22 protein-coding genes are annotated in these 15,906 nt (G+C 54.3%); 7 read left to right on the top strand and 15 right to left on the bottom strand.

Going from position 1 to position 15,906, the window contains the following annotated elements; translation table 11 throughout:
• Position 1 precedes the first annotated feature (1 nt).
• From HWW83_RS04750 to HWW83_RS04740, 3 genes are all read left to right on the top strand, one after another.
• Positions 2–1,822: a hypothetical protein gene (locus tag HWW83_RS04750; protein ID WP_176589025.1), complete on the top strand. Its 1,821-nt coding sequence runs from the start codon at positions 2–4 to the stop codon at positions 1,820–1,822.
• Positions 1,823–1,832: 10 nt separating this feature from the next.
• Positions 1,833–2,660 (top strand): hypothetical protein, encoded by an 828-nt coding sequence (locus HWW83_RS04745; protein WP_176589024.1) that lies wholly within the window; start codon positions 1,833–1,835, stop codon positions 2,658–2,660.
• A 77-nt stretch (positions 2,661–2,737) separates the two neighbouring features.
• Positions 2,738–3,007, top strand: a complete 270-nt coding sequence (locus tag HWW83_RS04740) for an Ogr/Delta-like zinc finger protein (protein ID WP_060387955.1) — start codon at positions 2,738–2,740, stop codon at positions 3,005–3,007.
• Positions 3,008–3,034: 27 nt separating this feature from the next.
• Here the strand turns inward: HWW83_RS04740 and HWW83_RS04735 are convergent, their stop codons facing one another.
• The 14 genes from HWW83_RS04735 to HWW83_RS04665 form a co-directional block, all read right to left on the bottom strand.
• Positions 3,035–3,727 carry a DNA adenine methylase gene (locus tag HWW83_RS04735; protein WP_176589023.1) on the bottom strand — a complete coding sequence of 231 codons (693 nt, stop codon included), beginning with the start codon at positions 3,725–3,727 and terminating at the stop codon, positions 3,035–3,037.
• 113 nt (positions 3,728–3,840) lie between these two features.
• A complete protein-coding gene (locus HWW83_RS04725) occupies positions 3,841–6,207 on the bottom strand; it encodes a replication endonuclease (RefSeq protein WP_343926891.1) in 2,367 nt (788 codons plus the stop codon).
• Positions 6,204–7,253: a phosphoadenosine phosphosulfate reductase domain-containing protein gene (locus HWW83_RS04720; RefSeq protein WP_176589021.1), complete on the bottom strand. Its 1,050-nt coding sequence runs from the start codon at positions 7,251–7,253 to the stop codon at positions 6,204–6,206. Before HWW83_RS04720 ends, HWW83_RS04725 begins: the two co-directional genes overlap by 4 nt.
• Positions 7,247–7,498: a DUF3850 domain-containing protein gene (locus tag HWW83_RS04715; protein ID WP_060433195.1), complete on the bottom strand. Its 252-nt coding sequence runs from the start codon at positions 7,496–7,498 to the stop codon at positions 7,247–7,249. The genes HWW83_RS04720 and HWW83_RS04715 overlap by 7 nt, the downstream gene beginning before the upstream one ends.
• The gene (locus HWW83_RS04710; protein WP_060433193.1) at positions 7,495–8,304 is read right to left on the bottom strand and encodes a Dam family site-specific DNA-(adenine-N6)-methyltransferase; all 810 of its coding nucleotides are present in this window, start codon (positions 8,302–8,304) and stop codon (positions 7,495–7,497) included. Before HWW83_RS04710 ends, HWW83_RS04715 begins: the two co-directional genes overlap by 4 nt.
• The gene (locus HWW83_RS04705) at positions 8,301–8,921 is read right to left on the bottom strand and encodes a hypothetical protein (protein WP_060433190.1); all 621 of its coding nucleotides are present in this window, start codon (positions 8,919–8,921) and stop codon (positions 8,301–8,303) included. Before HWW83_RS04705 ends, HWW83_RS04710 begins: the two co-directional genes overlap by 4 nt.
• Before the next feature lie 162 nt (positions 8,922–9,083).
• A complete protein-coding gene (locus HWW83_RS04700; RefSeq protein WP_176589020.1) occupies positions 9,084–9,320 on the bottom strand; it encodes a hypothetical protein in 237 nt (78 codons plus the stop codon).
• 90 nt (positions 9,321–9,410) lie between these two features.
• On the bottom strand, positions 9,411–9,713 hold the full coding sequence (locus HWW83_RS04695; protein ID WP_176589019.1) for a hypothetical protein: 303 nt from the start codon (positions 9,711–9,713) through the stop codon (positions 9,411–9,413).
• Between the two features lie 111 nt (positions 9,714–9,824).
• Positions 9,825–9,998 (bottom strand): DUF3927 family protein, encoded by a 174-nt coding sequence (locus HWW83_RS04690; RefSeq protein ID WP_072265536.1) that lies wholly within the window; start codon positions 9,996–9,998, stop codon positions 9,825–9,827.
• On the bottom strand, positions 9,998–10,456 hold the full coding sequence (locus tag HWW83_RS04685) for a tellurite resistance TerB family protein (protein ID WP_230202718.1): 459 nt from the start codon (positions 10,454–10,456) through the stop codon (positions 9,998–10,000). The genes HWW83_RS04690 and HWW83_RS04685 overlap by 1 nt, the downstream gene beginning before the upstream one ends.
• Positions 10,457–10,538: 82 nt before the next feature.
• Entirely contained in the window at positions 10,539–10,751 is a 213-nt protein-coding gene (locus HWW83_RS04680) for a hypothetical protein (RefSeq protein WP_176589018.1), read from the bottom strand.
• Positions 10,748–10,966 carry a phage filamentation protein Fil family protein gene (locus tag HWW83_RS04675; RefSeq protein ID WP_072270979.1) on the bottom strand — a complete coding sequence of 73 codons (219 nt, stop codon included), beginning with the start codon at positions 10,964–10,966 and terminating at the stop codon, positions 10,748–10,750. The genes HWW83_RS04680 and HWW83_RS04675 overlap by 4 nt, the downstream gene beginning before the upstream one ends.
• 3 nt (positions 10,967–10,969) lie before the next feature.
• Positions 10,970–11,218: a hypothetical protein gene (locus HWW83_RS04670; protein WP_176589017.1), complete on the bottom strand. Its 249-nt coding sequence runs from the start codon at positions 11,216–11,218 to the stop codon at positions 10,970–10,972.
• Complete coding sequence (locus tag HWW83_RS04665; protein WP_176589016.1) at positions 11,215–11,565, bottom strand: hypothetical protein; 351 nt, start codon at positions 11,563–11,565, stop codon at positions 11,215–11,217. Before HWW83_RS04665 ends, HWW83_RS04670 begins: the two co-directional genes overlap by 4 nt.
• Before the next feature lie 97 nt (positions 11,566–11,662).
• Between HWW83_RS04665 and HWW83_RS04660 the strand changes: the two genes are divergently transcribed.
• The 3 genes from HWW83_RS04660 to dsrB all read left to right on the top strand — a co-directional run bounded on the left by HWW83_RS04660 (position 11,663) and on the right by dsrB (position 13,617).
• Positions 11,663–11,962 (top strand): helix-turn-helix domain-containing protein, encoded by a 300-nt coding sequence (locus tag HWW83_RS04660; protein ID WP_176589015.1) that lies wholly within the window; start codon positions 11,663–11,665, stop codon positions 11,960–11,962.
• A gap of 76 nt (positions 11,963–12,038) precedes the next feature.
• Complete coding sequence (locus HWW83_RS04655) at positions 12,039–13,052, top strand: phage integrase (protein WP_176589014.1); 1,014 nt, start codon at positions 12,039–12,041, stop codon at positions 13,050–13,052.
• A gap of 364 nt (positions 13,053–13,416) precedes the next feature.
• The gene (gene dsrB / locus HWW83_RS04650) at positions 13,417–13,617 is read left to right on the top strand and encodes a protein DsrB (protein ID WP_033643594.1); all 201 of its coding nucleotides are present in this window, start codon (positions 13,417–13,419) and stop codon (positions 13,615–13,617) included.
• A gap of 217 nt (positions 13,618–13,834) precedes the next feature.
• Here the strand turns inward: dsrB and rcsA are convergent, their stop codons facing one another.
• A complete protein-coding gene (gene rcsA / locus HWW83_RS04645) occupies positions 13,835–14,464 on the bottom strand; it encodes a transcriptional regulator RcsA (RefSeq protein ID WP_019453510.1) in 630 nt (209 codons plus the stop codon).
• 794 nt (positions 14,465–15,258) lie between these two features.
• On the opposite strand from rcsA, the gene HWW83_RS04640 reads away from it, so the two are divergent.
• Entirely contained in the window at positions 15,259–15,900 is a 642-nt protein-coding gene (locus HWW83_RS04640; RefSeq protein ID WP_103101012.1) for a GNAT family N-acetyltransferase, read from the top strand.
• Positions 15,901–15,906: the final 6 nt, after the last annotated feature.

The raw sequence follows: 15,906 nt of genomic DNA, 5'->3' as shown, positions 1-15,906 counted from the left end.
AATGGCTGACGAATCGCTGCCAACCAAACGCATTTCCGAACTGACGCAAACGGAAAAGCTCACGCAGAAAGACGTGCTCCCGCTCTCGGTCAACAATGATCGTGATAGCGGGGTATTTGAAACAAAATCGGTGACATTCGGCACTCTAAAGGATGCCGTTGTCGGTGAAACCGCCGATAACGTGGATCTGCTTAATAGCCTGGTGTCGCATGTGCCTAACCAGCTGTCGGCCTTAGCTGAGGTTTTTGCCGGTGTTCGCAGCGACGATAACTTTTTCTTCCCGTTCATGCTGCGCAACGGTCGCGGGTGCTTCATTGATATGGACGGTAAATTACAGACGAACGCGGCCAGCACCGATATTCCGGCGCGATCGTTCATCGAGTGCGAAGCGTTCGAACTGCCGGACGGGGCGATCTGTTCGCAAATCATTGTTGACCCACAGGGCCGTGTAAAAGAAGCCTGGACGACTGACGGCGGCTATTACATTTTGACGCCGAACGGGCTGAAGAATGTTGCGGGCAATGCCAAAGCAGCCGCAAAAAATATCACTTACGCCTCGGCAAAAGCCAGCGTTACGGGGATGTCGCCGACACGGCTTTCGGTCAATCCTGATCCGCGTATCTGCTACATCATTGTGACCGGTGGGCAGTCGCTGGCGCAGGGCTGGAACACGCTACCGAACGACGTTCTGATCGCGACAGACCCGCTTTATCCCGACGCGTGCTTTATGTTCAAGTCATCTCGCGGCGCCGGCAAAGAAAACCCGAACCGCGGCAGCGCGCCGATCACCGATTTGGAACCTCTGCGCGAAACTATTAACGGTGGGTGGAAAGAGTCTGCGGCCAGCTCCCTGGCGGCGCACATCGTTCACGAGGTCGAAAAACACACCGGGCATCGGATCAGGACGCTGTCCTACATCGCTGCGACTGGCGGCAAGCCTTATATGGAACTCATTCGCGGGACACCGGCCTGGGATGCGCTGGTGCAAGGTCTGATTGATGCGCGGGACATCTGCGAGCGCGAGGGCTGGATACCTGTTGTCCTGGGGCTGGATTGGATGGCAGGCGAAAGCGACATGGATCAAGTTGCCTATATGACCAAAGAACGGGAAAAGCGCCAGCTGATGCAGCTTGACCGTGATTTTAATGCCGAGGTCAAGCGCATTTTCCCTGATCACGCCGGGGACGCGATCATCTCTGTCTGCCAGTCTGCTTTTACACCTAACGGCACTTGGAACCAGCATGTAAGGCAAGCGCAATATGAAAGCGACGGTATCGGCAACATTCGGCTGGCCGGGCCGGTTTATCCTTTCCCGTCAGGCGACACTATTCATATCAATAGCTTAGGACAAAACCGCCGCGGGCAGATGGTAGCGCGGGTGTTTATCTGGGAAAAATTCGGGACAGGCTGGCGCACGATAAAGTGCACCGGCTATATCTGGTTGTCGGATACAAAGATTCGCCTTCCTTTCGACACCCCTCGCGAACTGGTGCTTGACGTTTCCGGCGGAATTATCAGCCCGGATGGACTGGGCGCTGGGTTGGGGTTTGTTTGCGACGATCGCACCAGCAGCCCTCCGACCGTGATCGATGCCGTTGTCAGTAGCACGTCGTCGATTGATTTGACCTTATCTAAACCATTCGCAAATCGCAGTGGCCGGATTGGTTATGCCATCAAACGCAACGACGGCAACAACAATCAGGACGGCCCGCTGGTCGGTGCCCGTGGTTGCCTGCGCGACAGCACCGCACATGAATCCCTTTATGAGACCGGCATCTCCCATCCGAACTGGTGCCCGGCCTTTATCATCGAAATAGCGTAAGGATCAGACCATGTTGGTATTACTCAGTGATATTTCAGCCGACAACGACAACGCCCCTCGCTGGGTTATCAGTGACGAGGAAAGAGACATTCTCCGCCTGAAACCTTCGGCCTGGTTGGAATCAACCAGCGGCGTGGTTTCAAGCGGCGGCAAGGTTTCCGCTGTGCGTGACAAAACGGGGAAAACGACCTGGAAGCATACCGCGACCAACCCGCCGTTGATTAAGATGCACAACGGCATCCCGGCGCTAAACTTCGGCCGCGCGGTGTCTAACTCCGGCGCCTTGCTCGCGGATGGTGGCTACCAGGCAATCCCGGCAGATGGCATCTATTCGTTGTTTATCCTGTACCGTATCCCGGCTGAAAATACAGAAGGTTATACGGGGGTAGGCGGTAATATCGTCGGGAATAATGAAGCGGCTGGCGAATGGTTGCGAGTGCGCTTCGGTAGCGACAGCTATCAGGGGAACGCGATTTTCTTAAATCATGGTGGCGTTGCGGTCACCGGCACGGATAACTACCCAATCAATACCTCCCTTGCTGGCTGGCGTGATGCGAAATGGCATATCAGCACGATCCAGGCGGGCGCCGATTTTCACCGCTGGGAAATTGACGGCGCGCTGCTGCAGGAAACCACCTTCCCCGCGAAGCCGTTCCCGACTGAGGCCAGCCGCCATCTGGTGATCGGTGGGGCATGCAATCCGCTATCGCACGGTTTCCAGGGGGATATTGCCGCGGTGCTGCTGCTGCCGGGGGAATTGCGGGACGGTGCCAAGACTCTGATTTATGATCGCCTCAATACGATGAAAGCCGCGCTCACCGGCAGCAGCGGTGCGTAATTGAGATAATTGGCGCGTTAGTTTGCCCTTACCCCCGAAACGGTTAAAATATAACAAACAGCTGTTTCGGGGGTTCTATGTCACGCAATCTGAAAGTTATCTGCACCGAGTGCAACGCGCCGGCCATCATCAGTAAAACCAACCGGAAAACGGCCCAGTTTGCCGATCTTTACTGTCAGTGCACCGATGTGGAATGTGGGCACACTTTCGTGATGAATATGACGTTTTCGCACACCCTCAGCCCCAGCGCGCGAAGTGGGCGCGGTCTGGTCAAATCGCTGCTCAGTTTGCTGCGACCGGAAGATAAACAGATTGCCCTCGACTTGCTGCAGGGCCAGCCAGGATAAAAAGAAACCCGCCGATTGGCGGGTTTTTCATTTCTCATGGGTAGCCAGCAGCGCGGCCAGTATGGCGGTTCGTTCGGCGGCGGGTAGGGCGGCGTAGTTATTCGCCCAACGTTCAGCCTTGCGCTTGATGCGCTGGCGGTCGATGTAGTTCGCGCCGGCAAAGGCGTGGCTGTAGGCATTCCCTTCGGCAAAGTTCATCCATAGCTGCTCGGTGCGCGGGCCGCCGCGAGTCATCACTTGAAATTGGATGCTGCGCCAGTCGCCGAGCAACTCGTCATAGAGAGAGGACGGATAGCCGGAGATCATGACGTTGGCGGGCACGTTGCGCAGCACGTCGATCAGGCGGCGGTGATCGTCGACGGTGTACTCGTAACGATACCGCGCGCGGCTGGTTCTGGTTTCAGGAAGATAAGGCGGGTCGACATAGATCAGCGTGCGGCCGTATTTTTCAAAAGGAACGGCGCGCAGCAGCTTAACCGCGTCGCCGATCTCAATCATAAGGCGATCGGCCTGTTCATCCAGATAGTCCGGGTTTCCCTGGCAAAATGCTTCAACGGTTTCCGGATCGATATCCCATCCGATCGTGCGGGCCGCCGGCGGTTTACGCAGCATAATGGCGCCGCCGCCGAGGTGCGTTTCGATGTAGGTGTCGTGTGGCGGCATCTGGCTAATGATCGCTTGATAAGCGCCGCTCGCCGCCTTGCTCCCCAAATATCCCATTGTCGGTACCCCATAGTTGTAAATGACGGTGCTGCAGCGCAGCTGTTTTTGTCTATGCCGCGTTATGGCCAGAACAGACAAATGCGTCTATGACTGCCGGCCAACATCGCCGTTTATGGCTGTGCTCGATGCTTTTTCAGTTCAAACACTCGGCTCATGATGGCGCTGCGTTTTTCCGCGTAGCTGGCCGGCGCCTCGCGGATGGTTCCATCGGCGCCAGCCCGCCAGCGCTTGCCGTTCAGCGACAACTCATCACCGCCGGCCAGCTTTTTCGCTTCCAGCTCGGTCAGTTCCAGGTCGATCGAAGCCGCGAAATCGGTTAGCCGCTCTAGATGCTGCGACGATTTTTCGGCACGTTGGTGCTGCGCGGGCTGCCTGCTTCGCGTTTTTTTCGCTTCTGCTATCAGGTATTCGTTGAAGGCTCGCCGTTCTCGGCGCGTCATCCCCTCAAAATCGCCCCCAGGCGGCCAGCTGGCACAGCCATTTGCATCTATATCAGGGGGCAAAAGGCCGGAATTACTGCCCTGTCTGTCTTCCTCCTGCCGCGTCCCGCGTACAGTTATTGACAGAACTCCGAGGGGCGGCGCTGCCGCCTGAAGGTCAACGGCCGAACCCGGATCGGCGCTGGCCGGGACAATTTTGTAGGTGTTCAGGCGGGTGTAAATCATCGGTTGCGTCCTGGCGAACGGCGAGTAAACGCCGGCGATCTTGCTGATGTCGTCGCCGTAATCGTTGCCGTTCTCGGTTATGTCGTAGCCAATGCGCACGCGGATGTGACGACGTTCGACTAACGGGCCGCCCTGGGCGTCGGTATACCCAGCCCAGTCGCCGGCATCTGCCGCGATGTGCGCGGGCGAGATCTCCGGGTGCAGGAACAGGTCGCGATCGCGCAGCCGGCGCAGCTCGCGGTATACCGTGACCGGGGCACCGCCAATCTGCTGAAACTGACGAATACGCCAGCGAGACGCCCAGGCGTTTACGCGCTTGGCGATATCCTTCAGCGGTTCGCCGGTGTCGTGATCCAGCTCGTCGTCAAGGGCGTACCCGTCGATATTTTTCGAAATGTATTTCGCGATGTAGCCCGTGGCGGAGCCGAATTGCTCATCCATTGGCTTAACGCTGAAACGGTATTCGGCGGCGCCTGGCTCATCGCCATCAACCTGCAGCGCATAGCGCCGAAAGATGTCGCGTGCCTGCTCGATGTGCTCGGGCTTGAGGAACAGCAACAAATGCCAGTGCGGGGTTTCGTCGTGGTGTGGCTCAGTGACGCGGAAGCCGAACACGCGAATGCCGGCGCGCTTCCACGACGCCCGCACCTTTGACCAGACCTTGCAAAGATAGCGCTGGGTTTCGCGCGGGCTGGCGCCGCGGTATTTGTTATTGCGGCGCCCGGTCTTGCTTTGCATCGCGTGGTACTTCGACGGCGCCGTCAGGGTGTAAAACTCGCCTGCCAAATCGCGGGCCTTCGCCAAATCTTCAAAGCCGCGCATGCGGTTCATTAGCTCAGCGCGGCGCACTGCCGGATTGGCGACGCTGCCGTCCACCTTATCTACCAGCGAAACGCGCTCGCCGGTGTCCACGTCTTCGAGTTCCCGCGACTTCAAAAACTCGCGGTTGGCTTTCTTCTGGGCGTGCCATTCTTTCAGGCATGGATCGCTGCAGTAGGGTGTCGCTTTATCGCTGACGTAGCCCGCGGCGATCATGAGGTGCTCGCGCCACTGGTCATGGAGGCGGCGCAAACGGCGCAACCACCATGCCGGTGATTCGAGGCGCGCGACGGCGCGCGTTGCATCCTCCGCACTCAACTGCCCGCTGCAATATTGCTGCCAGCCCGGAGCGAACATATTCAGATGCTGGGCTAAGTATCCGATGCGGCCATAGGCATAGATCACGGCAAAGGCCAGATCGTCAGCGGCGGCGGCCCAGTAATCGCAGAGGCGCACAAACTCGCCTGTCATGCAGTCGGCCAGCCTGTGCGCCAGGCGTTTGAGGTCTTTTTTTCCGCTGTACGGGATGCGGAAAAAGTCATCGCGGAAAGATATTAGCGCCGGCGGCACTTGGCCGATCTGGTACTGCTCATTAACTGCATCGATGCGCGGCAGGACGTGGCGCTCAAAGGTATTGACCAGCCAGCCGTTAGCGGCCTTCATTCCCTTGTCCTGCTCGAGGCTGTTCAGGCGCTGGGTGTAATAGCGTCGGACATACTGGGGAAGGGCAGCCAGCCGCCGGCGCAGGCGGCGCGGCGCGGGATCGGCAACGCGAGTCTGACCGGCGATATCAAACAGGGGAACGCGCACCGGCTCGCCGGCGTGGTTGGTTGCACCGAATAACTGGATCGATGCCGGTTCGTCGGCGCGCTCGGTGACGATGGCGTCGCGCTTGGCGTTCCAGGAGTATGCGTATTCAAAAGCAACCGAGCCGCTGCCCGGATAGGGTAGCGGCGGGGAAGGTTGGTGCCGTCCGCGGGCGTTGCTTGTCATTCGCAAACACCGGCGTAAACGCTACTGCAAGCGGAGTGATCGTTCATTGCGGCCAGTAAATCGAATTGCTTCCCCCCTCTGGTGGTTAGGGCCCAATCTCGATAGGTTTCGATGCCATGTGATTCAACCGTGACGCACTCGATTCGGCTTTCCGCCTTTTTCGGATCTTGCGTAGCAGGAAAGAAGACGCTGTTCTGGCGACGAGAACAAGCGGCGACCAGCTTTTCCCATCGAGCAACGCGGGCTATCTCTTCCGGCCAACGGGTAAAAATCTCGGCCAGCTCGGATTTGCATGCGTGAATGCATGGCATGCAGCCGACGCGGCTACAGCCTTGTGTGTACAACGGATTCGGCTTGATGCCGTGATGTTTGGCAATCGAGAAGACGTCGGCATGTTTCCAATCGAGGATTGGCCGATAAATATTTAGGCCTGGCGTTTTATCGGCATCGCTTTCCCACGCGGGCAATCCCGCGCGTTGCGGCGATTCCTCCGCCCGAACCCCTTGCCAACTGATCACCTCGTCGTACTCGTCTAGCAAAGGTGCAACCAGCTGATCGCGGATCGGGATGTGCTTTAACTCGAATGTGCAGAAGCGGGCCATTGTTGATGGAAAACGACCCTTCCACATGCAGAGATCAAGGAATGGCACGCCAGTTGGATGAAGGGTTTCAAGTGCGAGGGCTACGGTCTTTTTTGCCTCCTGCTCAGTCAGCCCACACTCAGTAACAAGTGATACGGGCCAGCGCTCAGCAATAAACCGGCGCTTACCCTCAATGCGCGCGGCGAAGTCGGCTTTAACGCGGCGAATCGGCCCTAACTTGGATTCCAGATAATCCAGATATTCCATTGTTAACGGGTGTTCGTGGCCGGTGTCGGCAAATGCGGGAATAATCTTGACGCCGGCAGCAAGTGCAAGCAGCCACTGCGCCAGGCTGTCTTTGCCGCCTGAAATGCTGATCACGTTGATGGCATCGCTAGCAAAGACGCGATCGTCGATCAGCGCCGTTCCTGCTGGATATGAGATGGCGAGTGAAGTTATCAGCATGCAGCTGCCCGCCTGATGCTAAGCATCACATAACCAGGCGCCCATTCGCTCACATCGGTGATATGTGTAATCCGTACATGCACATAATCACCGGTGAATCCTTCTGCAACGGGTAACCATTCGCGAAGTTTCAGGACATCGCCCACTTTGTAATCTCGGTCATTAAGACGAAACTCCGCCTTTTTCACCCCGGCAAGGACATAGTAAAAATGTTCGGTGGTGATTTTCAGCTCATGCACTTTCATGCCGATGCCCTCATAGTTGCGATGATCTCGCGTGCCGGTTGGCGGCTTTCGGCTTTGCAGCTGACCGCGCGGGGCGCTTCGATATGGGTGATCTTGAAATCGCCGTAAATCTTCAGCGATTCCGCGGTGTCGCTGTTGGATGCGACAACGTGGCAACCGCGGCGGGTTGCTTTGCGCAGGGCATACATCAGCCGATATTGGTCGGAAGTGTTAAAGCCGCCGGTGTGGTAGTTGGTGAAATCGGCCGTTTTCGATACGGGGACGTAGGGCGGATCGCAGTAAATGACGTCGCCGTCGTTTGCCATCTCGATGCACTCTTCAAAATCCAGGCACAGGAAAAGCGCCTTGTCGGCCTTCTCTGCGAAGGCGCGGATCTCGGCTGCGGGGAAGTAGGGCGCTTTGTATTTGCCGTATGGCACATTGAAGCCGCCGCGTTGGTTGTAGCGGCACATGCCGTTGTAGCCGTGGCGGTTCAGGTACAGGAACAGCACTGCGCGATAGAACTGGTTACCCGACTTGTTGAAGTCTTCACGCAACTGGTAATAGGAGGTCGGATCGTTCTCATCCCTGAACAGCGAGGCGGCATAGCTGATAAAGCGCGACGGGTTGCGCTTTATGGTGTTGAACATGTTGATCAGGTCAGGGTTGATATCGCCCAGCAGGTAGGCGTCATAGTCCGTATTCATAAACACGGTGGCGGAGCCGGTGAACGGCTCAACCAGACGTTTACCAGCTGGCAGGTGCTGGCGCAGGGTGTCGATGATGCCGGCCTTGCCGCCGGCCCACTTCAGGCAGGAACGGATCATTTTTTTCGCCCCTCGCCTGCCAAGTCAGCAACTTCTTTTTCCAGCGTGTTGATGTAGCACGGATCACATTCAAGGCCTTTAGTGAAAGCCACCGCGCGCGCAAAGCAATCCATCGCGCGGCGTTCATTTTCTTTTGCCTGTTGGAGCAACAAATCTTTTTCATCGACCTGGCGCTGCAGCTGGGCCACTTCATGATCCTGCTCAACGGCACCGAACGGGATTTCTTCAAGGTCGCGATACTGCTTTAGGTCGCGGAAAGATTGACGGATGATAATTACCGCTTGCTCCGTGGCTTCTTCAGGCTTGGTGATATCAATGATTCTTCCGTCTTCAGTGCCACCGATAGCCATCAGCAAGGCGTCTCGCTGCGCCTCACTTTTTTCCCGGAGGATAAGATTCTCAACGCTATTTTTGTGAAGAAAACGGCAACGCTCTTGCAGTTCATTAAGATAGTCACCGATACCAAGCCGATTGTTTTTTAGGCATTCAATTGTTGCGGCTTGGCATTCAATAACTCTTTCAGCATTAATAATTGCCTCATATACACGAGGTTCCCAGGCTGCGGCCTCAGATGCATATTTAAGTTGGCTGAAAATGTTCTTCATCATTTCTTTCATGGTTATGGCTCCGATTTAATTAATCGTAATTACGCAATTCAGGTGGGACGGATGCCGCGCGATTGAAAGCACGGCAGAATTTGCACCAGCGGTAAGTAATCCAGGCCAGCAAGCAAACCCATACAACGCCGGTGAATACGGTTGCGGCGATAGCGATATGGATCAGCATGGCGTGACGTCCTGTGCGGTGGTGTCTGTCGGCGCCTTACGGGATGCGACCCAATGGCGCAGGCGGGTCAGGATTTGTTCGCGCTGGTCACCGTGCAGCTCCAGCTCGTCGAGGCGGCGATCCAGCTGTTCCAGCAAGGCGAGACGCTCAGAGCGGCGTTCATTGCTGATAATTCCCGCGGCCAGATCGAGGCCGATAAAGGTCGGTTGATTTACGGTTTTGTCTGTCATGGCATTACCTTTTTTCAGGATGAAGAAACCCCGGCACATATAAATGCGCCCGCATTTTGTTCAGTTGGATTAATTACTGTTCAGGAGTGGTTAGTCGCAGTCACCGATATTTGAAAGCGTCGGCACTCGTTGCCCCAGGCGTTGCAATTCTTTAATGCCGCGGTAAACCGCGCGCCGTTCTTCTTTGCTCATTTCCTCAAACCTCATTGATATATGTTTGGCGGAAAGCTTCACCCGGCTATCAATATTTCCCAGGATGCATACGGCTTTTTTCTGGCTATCCATCAACCCGTCATAAAAAACGGCTGTCGGGTTGACGCATTTTGCTGAGGCAAGAAGCTGCTTAGCGGTTGTCAGGAACTTGCCAACTGATTGCACTTGCTCTGTTGTCATGCCGCCCATAGTCACCTCGCATACTCTGACCCATCAAAAAGCGCACAGGGTGACGCCCCGAAACGTGCGCTTTGTGTTGGGTGCCGGAGCCTATCCCGGCGCAAAGGCGGTTTATTCGGATGCTGCCTTGTTGTTCAGCGCTGGCCATGCCAGTGCAACCAGCGCGCCGACAAAGAACAGATCGCCAACGACCGAAAGCACATAACTGGTGAAGTCCACGGCTACAACCATGAATGCCAGGATCAGCACACCAATCAGGCGCAGGTTGCCGAGCAGCGCGCGCATTACAGATAATCTTCCACGCGCAGGCCCAGACGGCGGCCAACGTCTTCAAGAACTTTCTGTTCTTCCGGTTCGATCTCGCCGTCGGCCTCGGCAATCGTCAGCATGTTGACGAAGACCTCTTCGGCTTCGGTCGGGGTGTTTTTGATGTCTTCGATTTCGCGCAGAATGTTCATGCGGCCAACGCGGAAACCGGCTTCCAGCTGTTCAGTAAAGCGGGTGATCAGCGCGGTGATCTCGTTGCCGTAGTGACCCAGGCGCGGGTTAGAACGCAGCAGCTGATCCAGCTTGGCGGTTTCTTCTTTCTCGATCGTGCCGTCAGCTGCAGCAACCAGCAGACAGCCGCCGACGATGGCTTCCATCAGATCGCGGTTCTCCACCTTCTTCAGCTCAACTTTCGCCGCGGCGACTTTCTTACCAAATCCCAGAAATCCCATATTGTTACCCTCAGTTGTTGCCATGATTAGCAACCGCCTGCCTCTGCCGCACACGGTCACCCGTTAAAAACCCTCTGTAAACGCTGGGTTTAGAGAGGGCTTTCGATTAAGCCCATGCCATTAACAAACCAAAAAACAAAACCCAGACACCGGCCATAAGCCCGCACATTTTTAAAACCGGCCAGCCGTACTTAAGAAAATTAGATTTAAATTTTTCCCATCCAGCAGACCAGCCCTGTGATCTGTCGAATAGAAAAGAGAACCACCAGACCAGCACCGTTGCCAGATAGGCAATGAGGCCAGCGATTTCACTAGTCATGCGAATATCCCCATTAAGCGGGCGAACCAGCGCGGACGGGGGCGCGACATAAACGGCTTACGCATGCCGGGGATGAACTGCACATCGGTGGCCTTCGGTTGGAAGTGGCGACCGTCTGGCAGTTCCAGCCAGCCGCGAGTGTGGCGGCGGTGTGTTATTTGCTGGCCTTGGGTCAGCATGGCGGCCAGTGATGGGCACTGTGCTGTGATCGTCATGGGCTAAGCCTCGATTGTTTCGGGGAAAAAGTCTGGTTGTTTGCCGTAGCGCTTCCAGTATTCGGCGGCATCACGTAGCGAAACGGCTTCTTTGCTGGCAGAAAATGCAGCCGCACCAGCCAGGCCTAACAGCAGATCGGCAGCCCACTCGATTTCTGTCTGTGAGTGTGGCGCCCTGCGAGTGATCTGCTGTTGGCGCAACTCATACATGCGGAGCACGCGGTTAGCAGCGGCGAAGAATGGGGCGTTCATTGGAATGCCGTTGCATTTGCAATGTAATTACCGCTGGCCGCCAAACTATGCGCGTAGTAAGCAACCATGTTCACCTGCAGCAGTTCGCGGCGGCCTGGGGTAGTGCGCGGCATTAATGGCAGGTAATTACGGCGGGCATCACTTTGCACCTGCTCCAGTGGCATTTTGAAGAACTCAGCAAACTCCTTCAGGGTCATGCGTGGCTTGATGCCGTTTTTGGTGATGTATTCCAGAGCCATTTCGGTGGCACGATTTTCAGCTGTGGAGCGTCCAGCCAAACGTCCGCCATAAAGCTGTGATCTCGCTTGATTAACTTCATTTACCTTTCTTTGAGCTTGGCCTTTCATGCGTTATCCTCGGCAGATCAACCTAAATATATTTCGATTCACTTTAATCATCCTCAATTGAGGATGTGAAGGTGAGAATAATCTTCAGGAGAGGATGATGTCAAGCGGGTATGGCGAAAAACTTAAAGCCGTTCGTAATGCGGAGAAATTAACGCAGCCGGAGTTAGCGCAGCTAACAGGGGTTAGCCTGGGCGCGATTCGCAACTATGAGACAGGTCAGCGTGAAGTGGGGCTCGGGGTGCTAGATAAAATCATCAAGCATCCACAATTTGAGAAATACACTATGTGGCTTATGACTGGTAAGACGATGCCCGAAGTGGGGCAGATCTCTCCGGCTCTCTCCCCTGATGGGCAAAACAGCACATCCAACCACCAAAGCGGCCGGAAGGTTGGCTAACCGTCTATAAAATTTGGATAAGTTGGGGAAAGGGTGGCATTTGCGCCGAAAAGTGTTTTTGGCTTGAGGGGGAACTATGAGCATAAAGCCTACTGATACCGGTGAGTGGATGGTTGACGTTCGACCGCAGGGACGTGACGGCCCTCGCGTTCGTAAAAAGTTCCCGACCAAAAACGAAGCGCAGCAGTTTGAACGGTGGGTTATCGCAACCCAGCACAACAAGGGTTGGATGGATAAACCCAAAGATCGGCGGCCATTTTCAGAGCTGATTGATCTCTGGTGGGCGCACTACGGACAAACCCTGAAGGCTGGCCGCTGTACCTACCTGGCATTGATTGCTTTCGATGCGTATATGAAACACCCGCGAGCTGATCAGATTACGCATGAACTTTTCTCTGATTATCGGGCGGCCAGGCTCACGGAAGGGATTAGCCCCCGAACCATTAACAACATGCAAATCCGCGTGAGTGGTGTGTTTACTGCGTTGGCAGCAGCTGGCAAGTTTCAGGGGGACAACCCTATGAAGGGGCTGAAGCGCGCGAAAACAAAACGCTCTCAAATGGCGTTCTTGACCAACGCCCAGATCGCTCAACTTTTGGATGAAACGCACCCGAATGATCTCCGCGCTGTTCGGCTTGCTCTTGCAACCGGTGCACGCTTCGGCGAGGTCGAAAGCCTGCTTGATGAACACATCATAAAAAATCGTGTTACATACGTGGACACAAAAAACGGGAAGGACAGAACAGTCCCTATCTCCCCGGAGTTGTTCAAAGACATCAAAGGCTCCATCATTGGGCGCCGAGTGTTTCCTAAGTTGAGCTACACGCGGGTGCGGCAGTTACTGAAAAAGTTGATCCCCGACTTGCCAAACGGGCAGGCTACGCACGTTTTTAGGCACACATTTGGTTCCCACTTTATGATGAACGGCGGCAATATTCTGGCCTTACAGAAGATTTTAGGTCACGCCACGATTGAACAAACTATGACCTATGCGCACTTTGCACCTGACTACCTACTCGATGCCGTGCGATTCAACCCGCTGGAATATCACCAAGATGGTGGTGTCCACATTTTGCCAAAATTAGGTTGACCCTGATTGCGCTCGATTCGCTTTGATTCGTTTCGCTGATTTGTTGTTTTGATGTAATTGATTGATTTTAAAGTGATGATATTTGCTTGCGATGCCTTGTGTTCACAAGGAGATCAAAAAAAAGCCCGCAAGTCTGCGGGCAAAAGTTCCTTGTTACTTCTTCATTTGCAAGCGCTTCTCTGGGGGGGAAACGCCTGAAGACAGGTTACGCGAGGACGGCTTAAGATTCTGCGGTCAAACCGTTAAGAAAGTGAAAATCCAGGCGGCTGCTACGCTGATAGCAGAGACCGGCAGGGCTGGGGCGGTGTCCTTCACCCGGGGTTTTGTAATACACTGATGCCAATCGCAAAGAATGGGGAAGGGTATGCAGGTTAACGATCGAGTGACGGTAAAAACAGATGGCGGCCCACGGCGCGAAGGCGTCATTCTGGCCGTAGAGGTCTTCAACGAAGGTACCATGTATCTGGTGTCTCTTGAGGACTACCCGGCGGGCGTGTGGTTTTTTAATGAAATCGACAGCCGTGACGGCACTTTTGTGGAGCCTTGCGGCGCGCCCGGGCAGTAACTTCGAATAATCTCATTAATTTGCTAACGAAACTGTCTATTTTGAGATTATTTCAATGCGGTAAGAATTTTTTTATCGACGACATAAAAATACCCGTTGCGCTAGCGGGGGATAACGCAGCAGGTATTCTTTTGGTTATCCCAGCGTTTGAGAACCGGATTACGTTATCACCGGATATTTAACGATGGGTAAACAAAGTGGGGGCGTTCTCTACGGTTCAGCGGCTATTGACGAATATTCCACTAGTCAATGTGTCGGTCAAACGGACAACGTGGTAAATGATCTGCTTGTTGTGCGTTTTTATTTTCCGCTTGATGTTTCCCTTGTGGGAAGAGACCGTTTTGGCCTTTATTTGCATCTGGTCTGATATCTGGATGGTGCCTTGCCCGGACATCCACATGCGTAACATGTTCGATTCAGTTTGGCTCAGCGTCACCGGCGTTTGATCCAGAGAGGATTTCTCCACCCGTAGGGATTTTTTCTCGAGATAATGACTAAGTAGCTGATTCATAGTCTCTGGTTTGATGGATTTTGACGATATGATGACGTTCTTGCGAACATATAAATAATCGTCGAAATGTACATTGGTAATAGCCATGAAGATGAAGAATAACGTATCCGGGTGCAGTGAAATCACCCGTTTTATTCGCTCCGTGGCGTTTGCTTCATGGATGAAGCAGTCCTCGTTAATAAACACCAGGCTAGGATTCAACTTACTGCATTTTTCATGCAGGCTGTCAATGTCCTCGATGGCATTAATATGGCGTTTCTTCACGCCATGCGAAGTCAGATAGTCGGTTAACCCCAATCTGGTATAGCTACATGAATCCATGATAATCGTTGGCATATCGCACCCCCACTTAAATCCGTTTTACTGCGGTAATATGAGAAAAAGCCTAAAAAGCCGAAAGGCAAAATGGAACAATAATTCAGTGTAGCGAGTGTTCTATCAATAAACACGACGGCACTCAATGATATTTTCATACTAAACTTATTAATCGCATGAATCTATAAGTTTGGCTTAAGTCAGAGCGATCCGCTACTCGCCCGGCGTCGGCATGATGGGCCTGATTCGCGCTTGGCGCCCGCGCCTGCCGGCATTGTCTGCTGATAATCTGTTCATCATGTCACGAAACAAAATTTTAGTTTGCTAGGAAAAGTCTTAAAAAAAATTCATGTGTCTTTTTTTTGAAGTCTTTTAGCGTGCTTTTCAAGTGCTCAAAAAGCACTCGCTTCTAGGTTATTCTATTTTTAATCATAAAAATCATTGCGTTATGATTGTCTTGGCACCTTTCGCTAATGATAAGCGCTTCTGTTTTTATCATAACAACAAACAAAAGTTAACATTATTGCTGGAATGTGTAGCTTAATTGTTGCCATAAATCACCATTTTACAATAGGTTATGTGGATATTTATTTCATATGAAATTATTTGTGTGAATGTTTATCGGTGATTGAGTGATTTTTCTAAACTATCGTCTTGCCAGCCGGTCGGCAGGGGCGGCGGCAGGTCGGAGTTGTTTCTGACCCGTGCCGGTTTTAATTTGCTCTTGCACCTTTCAAAAACAGGATGTCGCGGTGAGACAAAATCAATATGGGCAGCCGATAGGCGATGCCCTCCCTCATTGGCAGCCGGCAGGCATGCCCGGGCAAGCGTTACTGTCAGGGCGGTTTTGCCGCCTGGAACCGCTGAACCTCGCACGCTGGGGCGACGAGCTTTATCGGGCTTATCAAACCGCCGAGGACGACCGCGACTGGACCTATCTGTTTTGGGCGCGGCCGCAGACGCGCGAGGATTTTCAGCATTACCTGCAGGCCCTGGCGTCCAGCGCCGACAGGCGCACGATGGTGGTGATCGATCAGGCGAACGGGCGCGCGGTAGGAACCTGCGCTTTTTTGCGCATCGATCCCGCCAACGGTGCGGCTGAACTGGGCACCATCAACTGGTCCCCGCTGATGAAGCGCAGTGCGCTCGGCAGCGAGGCCATTTTCCTGATGCTGCGCCATTTGTTTGACGATCTGGGTTACCGGCGCTGCGAATGGAAATGCGATAGCCTCAATCTGCCTTCGCGTCAGGCCGCCGAGCGTTTTGGCTTTCGCTATGAGGGCACGTTCCGTCAGGCGGTCGTCGTCAAAGGACGCACGCGCGACACCGACTGGCTGTCGATCATCGATGGAGAATGGCCGGCGCTGCGCTCGGCGTTTGCCGCCTGGCTGTCGCCGGATAACATCGGCGACGACGGGCGGCAAGAACGGCGTTTGCAGGCCTTCCAGCCCGGGTGACGCGCC

Source organism: Serratia ureilytica (assembly GCF_013375155.1).
Classification (GTDB): Bacteria; Pseudomonadota; Gammaproteobacteria; order Enterobacterales; family Enterobacteriaceae; genus Serratia; species Serratia ureilytica.
The sequence above is the reverse complement of the archived record's forward strand: the minus strand, read 5'-3'. Positions and strand labels throughout refer to the sequence as shown.